The sequence below is a fragment of the Vibrio sp. 1401 genome (assembly GCF_033340295.1).
Genome location: NZ_JAWOWF010000624.1, coordinates 1 through 577, shown reverse-complemented (window position 1 = coordinate 577; position 577 = coordinate 1). Strand labels below are relative to the sequence as shown.

Sequence of the window (577 nt, the reverse complement as noted above, 5' to 3'; positions counted from 1 at the left end):
CAATTCCTGTTAGAGGGCAACAATAATGAAACGTGTATTTTTATTAGCGACAGCACTTATAACCGGATTGACAGGATGCAGCAGCGCGCCAGAAACAACAGGGGCGCTGTATCTCCTACCTAAAGCTGAGACAAAAACGTCTAACCAGATGAGCGTTGCAGAACGCCCTTTACTGGTGATTCGTCCGGCTCAACTCGCTAGTTACCTGAATGACAATAGTATTGTGTATCGCACATCAGATACTCAGATTGTTCAAGCCAAACGCCACCAGTGGGCTCAAAGTATTTCTGAGCAAATTACCCAACGTGTTGTGGCTGAGCTACGCCAAAAACAAAGCGACTATTGGCCAGTTGAAATGAATAATCTTCTGGATCAAAGTGGAGAATCCAAGCTTCAACTTACTTTGAACAAGTTTAATGGTAGCTACCAAGGTAACGCAGAGATTGAAGGTGAATGGTTACTCATCGATGCAAGCGGCAACGTCGTTCGCAGCTCGCAAGTAAAAATATTGATGCCATTGCAAGATGAAGGCTACGACGCTCTGGTTGATGCACTGTCGGCAGGTTTGAACCAACTA

1 protein-coding gene is annotated in these 577 nt (G+C 45.1%); it reads left to right on the top strand.

The window, feature by feature from the left end; all coding sequences use genetic code 11:
- Positions 1–25 precede the first annotated feature (25 nt).
- The coding region (locus R7Z77_RS27215) for a membrane integrity-associated transporter subunit PqiC (protein WP_318137286.1) at positions 26–577 on the top strand (552 nt) is incomplete at its 3' end.